At 63.4% G+C, this 15,913-nt stretch carries 12 protein-coding genes; 5 read left to right on the top strand and 7 right to left on the bottom strand.

The window, feature by feature from the left end; genetic code table 11:
* The first annotated feature begins 3 nt into the window (after nt 1–3).
* The 4 genes from dprA (at nt 4) to GJ700_RS16135 (ending at nt 6,876) form a co-directional block, all read left to right on the top strand.
* A complete protein-coding gene (gene dprA, locus GJ700_RS16150; protein ID WP_154375605.1) occupies nt 4–1,146 on the top strand; it encodes a DNA-processing protein DprA in 1,143 nt (380 codons plus the stop codon).
* Between the two features lie 61 nt (nt 1,147–1,207).
* Nucleotides 1,208–1,672, top strand: coding sequence for a Smg family protein (locus GJ700_RS16145; protein ID WP_154375603.1), 465 nt, complete (start codon nt 1,208–1,210; stop codon nt 1,670–1,672).
* Between the two features lie 87 nt (nt 1,673–1,759).
* Nucleotides 1,760–4,426: a DNA topoisomerase III gene (locus GJ700_RS16140; RefSeq protein WP_154375601.1), complete on the top strand. Its 2,667-nt coding sequence runs from the start codon at nt 1,760–1,762 to the stop codon at nt 4,424–4,426.
* A 245-nt stretch (nt 4,427–4,671) separates the two neighbouring features.
* Nucleotides 4,672–6,876 carry a TonB-dependent receptor plug domain-containing protein gene (locus GJ700_RS16135; RefSeq protein ID WP_154375599.1) on the top strand — a complete coding sequence of 735 codons (2,205 nt, stop codon included), beginning with the start codon at nt 4,672–4,674 and terminating at the stop codon, nt 6,874–6,876.
* Nucleotides 6,877–6,915: 39 nt separating this feature from the next.
* On the opposite strand, the gene pulA is transcribed toward GJ700_RS16135, so the two are convergent.
* The 3 genes from pulA to GJ700_RS16120 all read right to left on the bottom strand — a co-directional run bounded on the left by pulA (nt 6,916) and on the right by GJ700_RS16120 (nt 11,329).
* On the bottom strand, nt 6,916–10,050 hold the full coding sequence (pulA, locus tag GJ700_RS16130; protein ID WP_154375597.1) for a pullulanase-type alpha-1,6-glucosidase: 3,135 nt from the start codon (nt 10,048–10,050) through the stop codon (nt 6,916–6,918).
* Between the two features lie 197 nt (nt 10,051–10,247).
* The gene (locus GJ700_RS16125; RefSeq protein ID WP_371867981.1) at nt 10,248–10,895 is read right to left on the bottom strand and encodes a YoaK family protein; all 648 of its coding nucleotides are present in this window, start codon (nt 10,893–10,895) and stop codon (nt 10,248–10,250) included.
* Nucleotides 10,896–10,912: 17 nt separating this feature from the next.
* Nucleotides 10,913–11,329, bottom strand: a complete 417-nt coding sequence (locus tag GJ700_RS16120) for a DoxX family protein (RefSeq protein ID WP_154375594.1) — start codon at nt 11,327–11,329, stop codon at nt 10,913–10,915.
* A 71-nt stretch (nt 11,330–11,400) separates the two neighbouring features.
* Between GJ700_RS16120 and GJ700_RS16115 the strand changes: the two genes are divergently transcribed.
* Nucleotides 11,401–12,066, top strand: a complete 666-nt coding sequence (locus GJ700_RS16115) for a response regulator (protein WP_229507034.1) — start codon at nt 11,401–11,403, stop codon at nt 12,064–12,066.
* 2 nt (nt 12,067–12,068) lie between these two features.
* Here the strand turns inward: GJ700_RS16115 and GJ700_RS16110 are convergent, their stop codons facing one another.
* The 4 genes from GJ700_RS16110 to GJ700_RS16095 are packed head-to-tail and all read right to left on the bottom strand — an operon-like array spanning nt 12,069 to nt 15,860.
* Nucleotides 12,069–13,949, bottom strand: coding sequence for an amidohydrolase (locus GJ700_RS16110; RefSeq protein ID WP_154375592.1), 1,881 nt, complete (start codon nt 13,947–13,949; stop codon nt 12,069–12,071).
* Nucleotides 13,946–14,215, bottom strand: coding sequence for a DUF1427 family protein (locus tag GJ700_RS16105; RefSeq protein WP_154375590.1), 270 nt, complete (start codon nt 14,213–14,215; stop codon nt 13,946–13,948). The genes GJ700_RS16110 and GJ700_RS16105 overlap by 4 nt, the downstream gene beginning before the upstream one ends.
* A gap of 2 nt (nt 14,216–14,217) precedes the next feature.
* Entirely contained in the window at nt 14,218–14,871 is a 654-nt protein-coding gene (locus tag GJ700_RS16100) for a hydrolase (RefSeq protein WP_154375588.1), read from the bottom strand.
* A 26-nt stretch (nt 14,872–14,897) separates the two neighbouring features.
* A complete protein-coding gene (locus GJ700_RS16095; protein ID WP_154375586.1) occupies nt 14,898–15,860 on the bottom strand; it encodes an alpha/beta fold hydrolase in 963 nt (320 codons plus the stop codon).
* Nucleotides 15,861–15,913: the final 53 nt, after the last annotated feature.

Raw genomic sequence — 15,913 nt, 5'->3', positions numbered from 1 at the left:
GCAATGCCAGGCAGCCAGCGCGACGCGGCTGCCTGGTTGCGCCTGGCGGAAACGCCCCACGTCGGCCCCGTGGCCGCCAAAGCGCTGCTCGATCAACAGGCAGACCCTGCCGCAATTTTCAGCACCGCCCCCGAGACACTGGCTGAATGGCTGGCCGACGTGCTGCCCGCCTGCCATCTCGACGCGGCGGTGAACGCTTTGCACAATCCTCGCCCGGACTGGCTGGACCAACTGGCGCGCATGACGGACGAAGCGCTGGCGTGGGCGCGGCAGCCGGGCTGCAGCCTGATGGTGGCCGGCGATGCGGATTACCCGCCGCTGCTGAAAGAAATCGCGGATCCGCCCGTGCTTCTATATATAGAAGGGGACCGTTCGCTGCTGGGCCGGCCCGCGGTCGGCGTGGTGGGCGCGCGCAATGCCAGTGCGCAAGGCGTGGCCCATGCCGAACAGTTTGCGCGGGGAATTTCGGAAGCAGGGCTGGTGGTCGTGTCCGGGCTGGCGCTGGGCATCGATGCGGCGGCGCACCGGGGCGGACTGGCGGGGCAAGGCTCCACCGTGGCCGTGATCGGCGCGGGCATCGATCTCGCCTATCCCCGGCGCAACCTGGACTTGATGCAGCGGATTGCGGAGCAGGGCTGCATCGTCAGCGAATATCCGCTGGGCACGCCGCCAAGGCCGGACCACTTCCCCAAGCGTAACCGTATTCTCAGCGGGTTATCGCGGGGCGTGCTGGTGGTGGAGGCGGCGGAGAAATCCGGTTCGCTGATCACGGCCAAGCTGGCGGCGGAGCAGGGGCGCGACGTGATGGCCATCCCCGGATCGATTCATTCGCCGCTGGCCCATGGCTGCCACGAATTGTTGCGCAAGGGCGCGATCCTGGTGGAATCGGTGGCCCACGTGCTGGATGTGGTGCAACCGGGCATGCATGGGTGCGCGGAAAGTTCACGCGCCCAGCGCAGCGCCGCCGTGCATGGGCAACTGGCCGAATTGCTGGTGGCGCTGGGCCACGATCCGGCGCCCGCCGAGGCGCTGGCGCAGCGGGCGGGTTTGCCGCTGCCTGATACGCAAGGCCATTTATTGGCGCTGGAATTGGCGGGATTGATCGAGAGATTACCGGGCGGAATCTATCAAAGGTTGCAAAACTGAGCCCGACGCTATTAAAGTGCGGGACTTGTGTTTCGCCGATCTTAACTGTTAGAGTAGCGCCATGTTCGACATCCTGGTTTATCTCTATGAGACTTATTACCGTCCCGACGCGTGCCCTGAGCCGGCCGCGCTGGCGCGGAAACTGTCGGCCGTCGGGTTCGACGACATGGAGATTTCCGAAGCGCTGGTCTGGCTGACAGACTTGAATGCAATGGCCGGCGCCGAGCAGGCGCCGACGGCTGCTTCCACTGGTATCCGCTATTATGTGGAAGAGGAAAGGGATGCGTTAGGCACACCGGCGATCGGCTTCATCCAGTTTCTGGAGAGCGCGCAAGTGCTGTCGCCATTGCAGCGTGAAATCGTCATCGAGCGCGCGCTGGCGCTGAATGAAATCCCCGTGTCGCTGGGCAAACTGAAGATCATTGTCTTGCTGGTGTTGTGGAGCCAGGGCAAGGAGCCGGATGCGCTGATGTTCGACGATCTGTTCGGTTCGGATGAAGACCAGTTGCCGCGCCTGTTGCACTGACCCGTATACCTCGCTTTGCCACACCGCTCGTGCACTTAGCAAGCGTGCCGTGTCGCCACTACAGTATAAAAAAGAGAATTCAACACTATGACCAAAACCCTCATCATCGCCGAGAAGCCTTCTGTCGCGAACGATATCGCGAAGTCGCTGGGCGGCTTTACCAAGCACGATGAGTACTTTGAATCCGACGAGTATGTGCTGTCGTCCGCCGTCGGCCACCTGCTGGAAATTGCCGTTCCAGAGGAATATGACGTCAAGCGGGGCAAATGGAGTTTCACGCACTTGCCGATGATTCCCCCGTACTTCGCGCTGAATCCCATCGCCAAGACCGAATCGCGCCTCAAGGTGTTGAACAAGCTGATCAAGCGTAAAGATGTTACCGCCCTGATTAACGCATGTGACGCGGGCCGCGAGGGTGAATTGATCTTCCGTCTGATCGCGCAGAATGCCAAGGCCAAGCAGCCGATCAAGCGCCTGTGGCTGCAATCGATGACGCCGGCCGCGATCCGCGACGGCTTTTCCCGCTTGCGCAGCGATGAAGAAATGCTGCCGCTGGCCGATGCCGCGCGCTGCCGTTCGGAAGCGGACTGGCTGATCGGCATTAACGGCACCCGCGCCATGACCGCGTTCAATTCGAAAGAAGGCGGTTTTTACCTGACCACCGTGGGTCGCGTGCAGACGCCGACCTTGTCGATCGTGGTCGAGCGCGAAGAGAAAATCAAGAAGTTCGTGCCGCGCGATTACTGGGAAGTGCGCGCGGAATTCATCTGTGCCAACGGCATTTATGAAGGCCGCTGGCTGGACACCAAGTTCAAGAAAGACGAGCAGGATCCGGAAAAGAAAGCGGAACGCCTGTGGTCGAAAGCCGCCGCGGACAGCATCGTCGTCGCGTGCAAGGGCAAGCAGGGTATCGTCACGGAAGAGTCGAAGCCGACCACGTCGATGGCGCCCGGTCTGTTCGACCTGACCAGCCTGCAGCGTGAGGCCAACGGCCGCTTCGGTTTCTCCGCCAAGAACACGCTGGGCCTGGCGCAGGCGCTGTATGAAAAGCACAAGGTGCTGACTTACCCGCGTACCGATTCGCGCCACCTGCCGGAAGATTACCTGGACACGGCCAAGCAAGTGCTGGGCGTGCTGGGCGAGAACAACAATTACCACACGTTTGCCAAGCAGATCCTGACCAAGGGCTGGGTCAAGCCGAACAAGCGCATCTTCGACAACACGAAGATCTCGGACCACTTTGCCATCATCCCGACCGGCACGGTCCCGAAAGGCTTGTCGGAGCCGGAACAGAAACTGTACGACCTGGTCACGCGCCGCTTCATGGCCGTGTTCTTCCCGGCGGCGGAATTCCTCGTCACCACGCGCTTCACGGAAGTCGCGGGCCATCAGTTCAAGACCGAAGGCAAGGTGATGACCAATCCGGGCTGGATGGCCATCTATGGCAAGGACGTTACCGACGACAAGGATGGCGGCGGCAACCTGGTGGCGGTGGAGAAGGGCGAGAAAGTCCACACCGAGAAAGTCACGCCGAACGGACTGGTGACGAAACCGCCTGCGCGCTACAACGAGGCGACGTTGCTGTCGGCTATGGAAGGCGCGGGCAAGCTGGTGGATTCTGACGAATTGCGCGATGCGATGGCCGGCAAGGGCCTGGGCACGCCGGCCACGCGCGCCGCCATCATTGAAGGTCTGCTGACGGAAAAATACCTGTTGCGCGAAGGCCGCGACCTGATCCCGACCGCGAAAGCATCGCAGCTGATGACCTTGCTGCATGGCCTGGGCGTGGATGAATTGACGGCGCCGGAATTGACGGGCGAGTGGGAATACAAGCTGTCGCAGATGGAGAAGGGCAAGATTTCGCGCGAAGAATTCATGCGTGAAATCGCGCAAATGACGCAGATTATCGTCAAGCGCGCCAAGGAATACGACAACGATACGATCCCCGGCGATTACGCGACGCTGACGACGCCGTGCCCGAATTGCGGCGGCACCGTCAAGGAAAACTACCGCCGCTTTGCGTGCACCAAGTGCGAATTCTCGATGACGAAAACGCCGGGCAGCCGCCAGTTTGAAATCAACGAAGTGGAAGAATTGCTGAAGGAACGCACCATCGGTCCGCTGCAAGGTTTCCGTTCGAAGATGGGCCGTCCGTTTGCCGCCATCCTGCGCATCGTGCGCGATGAAGAGATCAAGAACTTCAAGCTGGAATTCGACTTCGGCCAGAACGATGAAGAAGGCGAAGATGGCGAAGGCGTCGATTTCTCGAACCAGACGCCGGTCGGTCCATGCCCGAAATGCACAGGCCATGTGTATGAAATGGGCCTGGCCTACGTGTGCGAGCACACGGTCGCGAAGCCGAAGGCGTGCGACTTCCGTTCCAGCCGCATTATCCTGCAACAGGAAATCCTGCCGGAGCAGATGAGCAAGCTGCTCAACGATGGCAAGACGGATTTGCTGCCGGGCTTCATTTCGCAGCGCACGCGCCGTCCGTTCAAGGCCTTCCTGGTCAAGGGCAAGGATGGCAAGATCGGCTTCGAATTCGAAGAACGCAAGGCCAAGCCGGGTGCGAAAACCAAGGCCGCCGCCAATGACGACGGCGCGGCGAACGATGCGGACGGCGGCGCGGAAGCAGCGGCGCCGGCGAAAAAGCCGGCAGCGAAAAAAGCCGCCGACAAGCCGGCTGCGAAAGCCGCAGTCAAACCCGCCGCGAAAAAAGCGCCGGCACGCAAGGCTGCCGCCGCCGCCAAATAAGCGCCTCGCGCACTGCACAAGAACGGGACTTCGGTCCCGTTTTTCATTGGTGTCCAACTAGTCGACATTACGGGGCCTGGCCCCAAAGTTCTCATTTGGAAAAAAGTGCCCGGCATTTAAATGGCGTGGGAAATTTTCGGCTGCGCTCAAGAGCGTGAGTATTTGTTTCAGCATGTTGCAGAAGTTGTACAGAGGGAAAAATCCTGTGCATAATTTGCGAAATTTGCAATTCCCTCAAGGAAATAATGAAATTCCCATTGACCCGTATCGCCATGGCAATCACGCTGCTGACGGCCGGTTCCGCCGCGCTGGCCGAGCAGGCGGAAAGCAAGGCAGGTGGTGCGGAAGGGGCGGCGCCGGCGGCCAAGGCCGGCAAGGCCGACAGCGGCAAGACCATCCAGCGCGTGGAAATCAAAGGCGATACGCAAGCTTATGATCCGCGCCGCGACGATACCGCCAGCAAGACTGTCCTCAGCCACGAAGAAATCATCAAGTTCGGCGACACCAATGTGTTCGACGTGCTGAAACGCGCCCCCGGCGTCACGGTGATCGGCAACGCCATCCGCATGCGCGGCCTGGGCAATGGATATACGCAAATCCTCGTCAACGGCGAGCGTCCGCCACCGGGGTTTTCGATGGACACGGTGACGCCGGAACAGATCGAGAAAATCGAAGTGATCCGCGCCGCGACTGCCGAACACTCGATGCAGGCGATTGCCGGCACCATCAATATCGTGCTGAAGAAAGTCGTGGCCAAGCCGCAGCGCGACTTGCGCATCAATGGCGCGCGCTCCGACCAAAGCAGCAACCTGTTCATGATGGGGACGCTGGCGGACCGCGTGGACAACCTGTCGTACTACCTGAACGCCATGCTGGGCCATAACGAAGGCAGCACCCCTGGCACATCGACCGACCGTTTCCTCACGCCGCAAGGGCAGGTGGTGCAGTGGCGCGATACGGTTTCCGAATCGCGCAACCGCTCCAACATGCTGGGTCTGCAGCCGCGCTTGAACTGGAAATTGCCGGACGACGAGCAATTAAACGTCAGTGGCTACCTGCAAGCGATGCGCTCCGCCTACAACTGGCATGCGCTGACCACCAACCGCGTCGGCAGTTTCGGTTGGCCCGACTATGTGGACCGCAGCAGCGACACGTCCAGCAGCGGGTTGTTTGGCGGCGGCGACGTCAACTGGGTGGTCAAGCTGTGGGGTGGCAAGCTCGATGCCAAACTGTCCGCTTCGCGGGGCCGCAACGACAACGATACTGTGCGGCCGTCCGCGACGGCCGACCATGCGACCGTATTGCGCCGCGATTCGGACAGCCGCAGCCTCTATACCAACTACAGCACCACCGGCAAATACACGCGCACCTTGTTTGACGGGCACGCGATCGCCGGCGGCTGGGAAGCCAGCAGCAACCTGACGGAGGACACGTCTGTGCGCGTGGAAGGCCTGGTCGGTGGCCCGCTGGACACGATCCGCGAAAGCTTCCGTCCGAAAGTCGTCAAGCTGGCCGCTTACGGGCAGGACGAGTGGAACGTGACGAAAGACTGGTCGGTGTACATGGGCGCCCGCTGGGAGTCGATCCGCACCGACAGCAGCGGCGCCGGCCTGGCCGACACGCAATCCAGCACGCACGTGCTGAGCCCCGTCGCGCAAACCCTGTACAAATTCCCCGACAAGAGCGGCCGCCAGTTGCGCATGGCGCTGACACGCACGTTCAAGGCGCCGCAGACGTACCAGTTGACGGCGCGCCGCTACGAGGCGGACCTGAACACGCGCTTCACGCCGGACAGCAGCGGCAACCCGAACCTGAAGCCGGAACTGGCCAACGGCATCGACCTGACCTATGAACACTTCTGGGCGCCGGGCGCCGTGTTTTCCGTGGGGGCGTCGCAGCGCAGTATCCGCGACTATATCCGCACGCGGCTGATCGAAGACCGTCCGGGACATTGGCTGAGCCTGCCGCTGAACGAGGGCAAGGCGCAAGTGCGCACGCTCGACGTGGAAGTGAAATTCCCGCTGAAAGCGTTCGACAAGGATGCGCTGCCATTCGACTTCCGCTTCAGCGCTAACCGCAACTGGTCGGCCGTCGATTCCGTGCCGGGACCGGACAACCGCCTCGACCAGCAAATTCCGCTGACCGTCACCCTGGGCGCCGACTACCGCGAAGACCAATTCAGCGCCGGCGCCAGCCTCGCTTACCGTGGGGGGGGCATGGTGCGCCAGTCGGAGCAGCAATTCATCCGCCAGCAGGGACGGCGCGAGCTGGAAGCGTACTGGCTGTACAAGGTGCGCACCGGTTTGCAGGTGCGCTTGTCCGTCAACAATGCGCTGGGCGAGGATAACCGCGGCGAATCCCGCTACGTGGACGTGAGCGGGACCAGCGAGACGCGCAGCTGGAATCCCGGCTCGGCGCGGTTGCAAGCCAACGTCGAGATGAAGTTCTAGAGGAAGAAGGGGCCGACGCATCGGCCCCTTTTTTACAGCTTAGTCGTCGTGCGCCGCATTTTCCACGAACACCACCGTGGTGCGCGGCGGGATCGTGAAACCGCCCGTTGCGGCATCATATTGCGCGGTGCGCGCCAGCCGGTCCGCCTCGGACTTCAGCTGCACCTTGTGCACTTTCAGCTTGCGCCCCCGCAGTTCCGGCAACAGCACGGTCTTCGCCACCTTGTCCACGTTGAACAGCGTGACGACCGACTTGTACTTCGCGCCGTCGTAGCGCTGCGGATGCTGGCCATCGATGCTCATCGCGATCACGCCCGGCACCTGTTGCGGTCCCGTGTTGTGGAAGCGCAGGCGTTCCGACACATCCTTCGCCGTGCGCAGGCGGAACAGCGACGTATCCTGGCGGATCGCCAACATGTCGTTCATGTAGTCGCGCGCCGAGACAATGGCTTGCGTGTCCGGCTTGATCTGCGGATTGGTCAGGATAGGCGACATCAGGCTCCAGTTGGACTGGTTGACGCCGGCCATCGGCAAGCCCACGCCGAAGTTGTTGGCGCCATAGCTGTAATCGAGCTTGTTGAACCAGTCGCCCGCATCGTAGCTGTCGCGGTCCAGCGATTTCGAGCGCAGGATTTCCTGGCCCGCGTGCAGGAACGGGATGCCCTGCGACAGCACGGTGATGGCGGCGCCCAGGTTTTGCACCTTCACGCGGTCCGCCAGCGGCGTGTTTTGCGGCAGCTTGAAGGCATTGATGTCGAACAGCGTCTGGTTGTCGTGCGCTTCGATGTAGTTGATGGTCTCCACCGGGCTGGCGGCAAAGCCGGCCTTCTGGCCAAAGTAATCGATGTCCGCGTTTTTCTTCACGTTGCCCAAGCGGTCCGTGAAGCTGTAGTCGCGCAGCGTGCCGGACAAGCCCACTTTCACCAGGTCGCCCAGGCGCAGCAAGTCATCCTTGCTTTGATACGCCTTCGCATTCGGATCGTAGTAGGCGCCGTTGATGAAGCCCTGCTGGCTGATCAGCGCTTCGCCGCCATCGCAGCAGCCACCGCCGCGCACGGCGTCGCGCAGGCGGTCGTTGAAGGAACCGATGCCTGAGCCGAACATGTTGGCCTGGCGCGCCTGCACGAAGCGCGCATCGTTGCTGACCGTGCCGAAATTCCACGCTTCGCCGTAAATATAGATGTCGCGGCCCGCCGCGCGGTTGACGGCCGTTTGCAACTGGCGCATCACGGCCAGCGGCGTGAAGCCCATGATGTCGAAGCGGAAGCTGTCCACCTTGTAATCGCGCACCCACATGCTGGCCGTGTCGATCATCAGCTTGGCCATCATGGTGTTTTCCTGCGCGGTATCGGCGCAGCAGCTGTCGTTGGTGATGCCGCCGTTGGCGTTGAGGCGGTAGTAATACGCCGGCACGATCTTGTCGAGCACGGACAACTGGCCCTGCTGCGATGCGCTGGTGTGGTTGTACACCACGTCCATCGTCACGCGCAGCCCTTCGTCGTGCAAGCCCTGCACCATGGCGCGGAATTCGCGGACGCGGGCGGCGCCATCGTTGGCGTTGCTGGCGTAGCTGCCTTCCGGCGCGCCGTAATGCACGGGATCGTAGCCCCAGTTGAAGCAATCGAGGCCGCGCGACTGCTCGACGGCCGCCTGCTGCGACGTGGAGTCGGCCGGCGCCGACGGGATGGCCGGCGTCGTGCATCCCGCTTCATTGACGCTGGCAAAGTCGAACGCGGGCAACAGGTGCACGTGCGACAGGCCCGCTTCGCGCATGGCGCGCAAGTGGCGCATGCCATTCGAGCGGCTGTCGGTGAAGGCCAGGTATTTGCCACGGTGTTCGGGCGGCACGCTGCTGTCGCCGGCGCTGAAGTCGCGCACGTGCAATTCATACAGCGCGATGTCGGCGGCGCTGTCCAGCTTGGGGATGTTGTGATGGTCCCAGCCATTGGGCTTCATGGCGCTGCTGTCCAGGTTGGCGATGAAGCTGCGCTGGCTGTTGGCATTCAGGCTGACGGAATACGGGTCGGTCACGGTATTGGTGACGACGGTGTTGTTGGCCCAGCGGGACAGCACCTGCACGTCATACGTGTAGTAGTACCGGTTCGTCATCGACGCATCCGGCGCCGTGTAGCGCCATACGCCGCTGGCGGCGTCGCGCGTCATGGCCACCTGGCGCACGCGGGCGCCGCCGGCATCGGCATACAGGTTCAGGCTGACGGCTTTCGCGGTTGGCGCCCACACGCGGAAGGTTGGCACGTTGTTGCGGTCGAACGTGACGCCCAGTTCCGCGTTGGCCGCCTGCGGTGCAAACACGGTGTCGAGCATGCCGCTCATTTGCAGCGACGTCACTTGCACCAGCTTGCCGTTGGCATCGAATTGCGCGATGGCGAACTGGCCCGAGGCTTTCGCCGCCACCGTGGCGGCATCGTTGGCCGACAACGTCAGCGCGGTCGCGCCCATCAGGTGCGGGTATTTGGTGTTCAGCGCGGCCGGCAGCGACGACGATGCCGTCAAGTCCATGGCGCTGTCGTAGCCCGTGACGCCGGTGACGTCCGAGCCCAGGCCGCCATTGGCCGCGTAATACAGTTTGTAGCTGCCGCCGGCGGGAACGCCGGGCCAGGCCAGCGTGTCGGCGGACAGCCAGTGCGCATTGGCCTGGTTCAGGTTGCCGTAACTGATGGCGGGTTGCGACTTGTACACGGTGCAATCGCCTTCGAGCATCCACACTTCCTGGCCGTTGGACGCGATATCGGCATTGAAGCCGGCCGACTGGTCGGCGCCGCAATTCTTGTTGCCGCCGCCATCGGTCACGAGGAACCAGATCGCGGACTTGGCCGTGTTGACGGGAATGTCGACATAGCCGCCGAAGCTGTCGCTGCCCGTCATCATGAAGCGGGTGGAAATCCACGCGGAACTGGGGTTGACGGGGCCATCCCACGAATACACGCCCCACTGCGCCTCATCGCCCTGCGTGCGGTGGAAGTGCATGCGGATCGAACCGGGCGCCACCGGCGCTGCCACCGCCGCGCTGGCCGAAGCGGAAGCCGTGCCACCCATGCGCACCTTGCCCGCGTCCGCCCCGTCGTTGCCGGCGCCGCAACCGGCCAATACCGCCAGCGCGCCGCATACGGCGACTACAGAAATTTTTGTAGTGAAACTACTCAGTTGATTCATGACTGTCTCCCTGGAATTTTCTTTATGTAAGCCACTACATGATTGTTTGTAGTCGGGTTTTAAGCATCACGCATAGTGGGTGTGTAATATTACTACGTAAACGTGGCAAAAAAGTACAGGGATCGTGTTGGTGTTGTGTAAACGAAAAAAAGCCGGCGCAAAGCCGGCTCGGCGGGACTGACAGGACGGACGGGAAGTCAGGCGGCGCGGCGCGCCTGCCATGCCAACAGCACCAGCGGCGCGCAGGCGGACAGCATGGCCAGCGGCAGCGACCAGTGCCCCATCAGCGCGCCACAGCACGCACCGGCGGCGAATCCCAGCACGCCGGCCAGCACGTGACCGGCGGCCGGCGGCCAGTTGCCGCCGCGCGCATCGGTAATGGCGATGACCAGTTGCGTGACGTTGCCCGTCATGACGGTGGTGGCGGGCAGTTGCGGCAACAGCAGCTTGCCGTACGCGTTTTGCGCCGCCATGGCGGCCACGCACAGCATGCCGCACGCCAGCGCATATGGCGTGTCGGGTGCGGTGATCGGGCCACCCAGCCATGCGCTGGCGCTGGACGCAAGCAGCAGCAGCGCCTGCAGCATCATGGCCCGGGCCAGCGCCGGCCGGCCCCGTTGCTGCCAGCGCGCCACCAGCACGCGCGTGGCGGCAATCGCCAGCACGAAGACGGGGAAGGCCAGCAATTTGGGGATGATGCCCTGCACCGGGCCGACCAGCGCATAGCCCAGCAACACGAAGTTGCCCGTCACGTGGGCCGTGAACAAGCCGCCCAGTCCGACAAAGCCCACCGTGTCCGCATAGCCGGCCAAAAAGCTCAGCAGCGCACCGGTATGGCGGTTCACTACGGTATTGTCCGCGGTCATATGCGCTGGCGCCGGTCCAGGTCCTGGCACGCGACCAGCAGGAAGGCGCCGGCCAGTCCCAGGTGTTCATAAAACGCGTTGGCCGCCATGAAGCGTTCCATGCCCTGCATTTCCCAGTAGCGGTTGGCGACCAGCGTGGCGGCCAGCGTGAACAGCGCCAGCCCGGCCGCGCCCAGCCAGCGTGCGCGGCCCGTCAGGATCATCAGCGACGCGCCCAGTTCCCCCGCGATCACCAGCACCGCCAATGGTTCCGCCGGCGCCAGGCCGAAGTGGCGCATCTCGGCCACCGCGCCATCGAAGCCGGACAGCTTGGTCAAGCCGCCCTGCAGGTAAGCGGCGCACAGCAACAGCAAACATAGCCAGCGCACCAGCGGCGAGTGCAGCAGCGCGCACCAGCGTGAAGGAAGCGTCATTGCGATACTCCAGGCAAAAGCGGAATACCCCGATCGAGGTAGTGTCCCGTGATGTTGTTGCCGCCAAGGCAATGCCTTGTTATATTGGCCGCATGTTCGAGAGCGCCTGTACCACCATTTCCCCGATCCGCGTGCTGGTGGTCGATGACCACCCGATGCTGCGCGCCGGCCTGGCCGAGACCATCGCCGCGCAACCCGACATGCGGCTGGCCGGTGAAGCGGCCGATGGGCGCGAAGCGGTGAGCGCATTTGCCGCCTGCCGGCCGGACGTCACCATCATGGATATCGCGATGCCGGAAATGTGCGGCGTGACCGCGCTGCGGGCGATCCGTAACGATTTTTCCCATGCCCGCATCGTGATGCTGACCACGTACAAGGGCGACGCGCAAATCCGCCGCGCATTGCAGGCCGGGGCGTCCGGCTTCCTGCTCAAGAGCAGCGTGCGTAAGGAATTGCTGGACGCGATACGGGCCGTGCACGCGGGCTTGCGCCACGTGCCGTCCGACATTGCCATGGAACTGGCGCAGCACATGGGGGAGCCCGTGCTCAGCGACCGGGAGACGGAAGTGCTGCGCTGTGCGGCGGCCGGCAATTCCAACAAGCGCATCGCGCAGCAGTTGGCGATTGCCGAGGAAACCGTGAAGGCGCACATGCGCACGATCCTGTCCAAGCTGGGCGCGAACGACCGCACGCATGCGGTCACCTTGGCGCTGCAGCGGGGTTTTCTGTCGCTCTAGCATCACACTGCCCAGCACGAACACCCCAGCGCGCCCCAGAAGCTTTTCAAATCCGATACCGGCAGCGATTTGGTCCACGCCGTCGCATGCCGGTGGCCGTGCATGCCGCAACTGCTGGAGCAGCCGCATGCCGCGTGCTGTACGGCCGGTGCGGCAGGCGCCGATGCCGCCCCGGCGCCCCAGGCGCCGTATCCGCCATAGCGCCGCACCGGCGACCAGTCCGGCATGGCCGGCGGGACCGGCGCGTCCTCGCCGGAGAACGGTCCCGCGCCATACACCACCTTGCCGCCCACCATCGTCAGCAGCGCCGTGGTATCGGCGATCTCGCTTTCCGCGCACGTGAAGAAATCGCGGTCCGGCACCATCAGGTCGGCCAGCATGCCAGGCGCGATGCGGCCTTTCTTGCCCACTTCATTCGAGAACCACGTCACGTTTTCCGTCCACATGCGCAGCGCCGCGTCGCGGTCCAGGCAATTGTGGCGCGGCGTGATGCGCAAGCCGCCCACCGTCTGCCCCGTCACCAGCCATGACAGCGAAACCCACGGGTTGTACGAGGCGACGCGGGTGGCGTCCGTACCGGCCGACACGTTGACGCCGGAACGCAGCATGTGCGCCACCGGCGGCGTCGCTTCGGCCGCCGCCGCGCCGTAGCGTTCGACAAAGTATTCGCCCTGGTAGGCCATGCGGTGCTGTACCGCCACACCGCCGCCCAGCGCGGCAATGCGGTCGATCGATTGCGGCGAAATGGTTTCCGCATGGTCGAAGAACCAGTGCAAACCCTGCAGCGGGATGTCCTGGTTCACTTTCTCGAAGACGTCCAGCGCGCGAGAGATGGTTTCATCGTACGTCGCGTGCATGCGCCACGGCCAGCGGTTTTGCGCGAGGATGCGCACCACGCCTTCCAGGTCGTCTTCCATGTTGGCCGGCATATCCGGGCGCGGCTGGCGGAAGTCCTCGAAGTCGGCCGCGGAAAACACCAGCATTTCGCCGGCGCCGTTATGGCGGAAATAATCGTCGCCCTGCTGGTACTTGCTGCCTGCGGTCCATTTCAGGAAGTCTTCCTTTTCTTCCTTGGGCTTTTGCGTGAACAGGTTGTACGCCAGGCGCACCGTCAGCGCGCCTTCGTTGGCCAGTTCTTCGATGATCCGGTAATCGTCCGGGTAATTCTGGAAGCCGCCGCCCGCATCGAGCGCGCCGGTGACGCCCAGGCGGTTCAGTTCCCGCATGAAGTGGCGCGTGGAATTCTTCTGGTATTCCGGCGGCAGTTTCGGGCCTTTGGCCAGGGTCGCATACAGGATCGACGCATTGGGTTTGGCCAGCAGCAGGCCGTTCGGGTTGCCCGCGCTGTCGCGCAGGATTTGCCCGCCCGGCGGTTCCGGCGTGTCTTTCGTGTAGCCGACGGCGCGCAGCGCGGCGCCGTTCAGCAGGGCGCGGTCGTACAGGTGCAGGATGAATACCGGCGTGTCGGGCGCCACCGCGTTCAATTCGTCCAGTGTCGGCAAGCGCTTTTCCACGAACTGGTGTTCCGTGAAGCCCCCCACCACGCGCACCCATTGCGGCGCGGGTGTGATCGCCACTTGCGCGCGCAGCATGGCCATCGCATCGGCCAGGCTGCGTACGCCATCCCAGCGCAATTCCATGTTGTAATTCAAGCCGCCACGGATCAGGTGCAGGTGGTTGTCGATCAGGCCGGGCAGCACGGGGCGCCCCTGCAAGTCGATGATCTTCGTGCCCGGTCCCGCCAGCGGCAGGATGGCGCGGGCGTCGCCCACGTCCGTGAAGCGGCCATCGCGCACGGCCACGGCGCTGGCGGTGGGATTGGTCCGGTCCAGCGTCGTGAAGCGGCCGTTGTGCAGGATCAGGTCGGGGTGGGTGGCGTTCATGAAGTCTTGGCGTCCGTGGTGGTAGTGGAGGAAGCTCCCGGCAATTGGCCGAAGCAATGCGGCTTGACCTGCTCATCGAGCCAGGCCGTGCGTGCCTCGGCCGGTTGCCGCCACTGTTTGATCAGGGGTGGCAACTGTTCGCCAAGCAGGATGCCCAGCAATCCCACCAGCGCCACGACGGGCGGCGCGGGGGAGCGCACGTTCAGCACTCCGTAGATGATACCGACCAGCAGGCCGGCAGCCAGCGAGGCGAGATACAGCTTCATGCTTAGCCTTCGTGTGCGTTAAACATGCTCTTCGCGTAAATAATACCCAAGCCGTAGGCGCCGCCGAATTTTTTCGCGATGCCGGTGGTCAGGTCGTAAGTCTCCGTGCGGGCCCAGTCGCGCTGCAGTTCCAGCATATATTGCAGCGACGTGACCGGGCGCGCGCCTGCCTGCACCATGCGGTCCATCGCACGCTCGTGCGCTTCCAGCGAGACGTCGCCGCATGCGTCGGCAATCACGTACACCTCGAAACCCTGGTCCAGTGCGGACAGCGCCGGGCCGACGATGCACACGGACGTCCACAGGCCCGCCAGCACGATGCGCTTCTTGCCGATCGCATTGACTTGCTTGATCACGTTGGCGTCTTCCCACGTATTCATCGACGTGCGGTCGATGGCTTCCGCGCGCGGGAAGGCTTCCTTGATTTCATCGAACATCGGGCCGGAAAAACTTTTTTCCGCCACGGTGGTCAGGATGGTCGACACGTTGAAGCCGGCGGCGGCATGGGCCACCAGCGCGGCATTGTTGCGCAGCGTGACGGCGTCGATCGAATGGGTGGCGAACGACATCTGCGACTGGTGGTCGATCATGATCAGCGTGTGATCCTGTGGCGACAGCAGCAGGGCGCCCGGGGTCGGGGTGGCGGTAATGGTCATGGCTCTTTCCTTTACGGTGGGGGGAGTTACGCTTTGATGAACGCCAGCAGGTCGGCGTTCAGTTTGTCCTTGTGGGTGTCGGTCAGGCCGTGCGGCGCGCCCGGATAGACCAGCAAGGTGGAATCCTTGACCAGCTTCGCCGAAGCGCGGCCGGCCGCATCGATCGGCACGATCTGGTCGTCGTCGCCGTGCACGATCAGGGTCGGCACGGTGATCTTTTTCAAGTCTTCGGTGAAGTCGGTTTCCGAGAATGCCTTGATGCAGTCATACATGTTCTTGTGGCCGCCTTGCATGCCTTGCGCCCACCAGGCATTGATCAAGCCTTGCGACACTTTCGCCCCCGGGCGGTTGAAGCCGTAGAACGGGCCGCCGGCGATATCCAGGTACAGTTGCGAGCGGTCGGCCAGCGAACCGGCGCGGATGCCGTCGAACACGGACAGTGGCAAGCCGCCCGGATTGGCGGGCGTTTTCAGCATCAGCGGCGGCACCGACGCCACCAGCACGGCTTTCGCCACGCGCTTGCTGCCGTGGCGGCCGATGTAGCGCGCCACTTCGCCGCCACCGGTGGAAAAGCCCACCAGCACGGCATTTTTGACGTCCAGCGCGTCCAGCACTTGCGCCAGGTCGTCGGCGTAGTGGTCCATGTCGTTGCCATCCCACGGCTGGCTGGAACGGCCATGGCCGCGGCGGTCATGGGCGATGCAGCGGTAGCCCTGGCTGGCCAGGAAGATCATTTGCGATTCCCAGCTGTCCGACGACAGTGGCCAGCCATGGGAAAACACGATGGGCTGGCCGTTGCGCGGCCCCCAGTCCTTGTAATACAGCGACACGCCATCGCGCGTGATGATGGCACCCGCATGGTTGACGGCGGGTTTGGCCGTGTCCTTGGCGGAGGCGGCTGGCGCGGCAACGGCGGCAATGGCGGTGCCGACAGCGCCGGCGAGTGCATGGCGGCGGCGCGTATTGACAGGGGAAGTTTCGTTGCTCATGGAACGCTCTCTCAGGTGAAATGTAAAAAATGCACACTTGAGAGCGTAACAAC

Source organism: Pseudoduganella rivuli, assembly GCF_009674485.1.
GTDB classification, from domain to species: domain Bacteria; phylum Pseudomonadota; class Gammaproteobacteria; order Burkholderiales; family Burkholderiaceae_D; genus Rugamonas; species Rugamonas rivuli_B.
The sequence above is the reverse complement of the archived record's forward strand: the minus strand, read 5'-3'. Positions and strand labels throughout refer to the sequence as shown.